1 protein-coding gene is annotated in these 314 nt (G+C 61.1%); it reads right to left on the bottom strand.

Translation table 11 applies throughout. The features are described from left to right. Window positions 1–314, bottom strand: a 314-nt coding sequence (locus AAEY83_RS13655; RefSeq protein ID WP_351059620.1) for a LysR substrate-binding domain-containing protein, incomplete at both ends; no start/stop codon positions are given.

The following is a 314-nucleotide window of genomic DNA, read 5'->3' on the forward strand; positions in this document are numbered from 1 at the left end:
GGTCTGGGTGAAGTGCACGCGCTTTTCCTTGAAATATTCTTCGCAGGCCAGACGTGTGCCCGAGCCCGGCTCGCGGATCAGCAGCGTATACGGTTCCAGATCCTGCAAGCGCAGCGGGCCCATGTGCGCCAGCGGATGATCCGGGCGCGCGACGGCGACAATCGGATTGTTGAGGAACGGCAGGAATTCCAGGCCCATGTCCTGCGGCACCATCGACATGATCACCAGATCATCGCGGTTGTCCGAGAGGCGGCGAATGACCTGGCCACGGTTGACCACAGTCAGCTGCAAATTGACTTCCGGATGCTGGCGCT

This window comes from Psychrobacter sp. TB20-MNA-CIBAN-0197 (genome assembly GCF_040309765.1).
Taxonomy (GTDB): Bacteria; Pseudomonadota; Gammaproteobacteria; order Pseudomonadales; family Moraxellaceae; genus Psychrobacter; species Psychrobacter submarinus.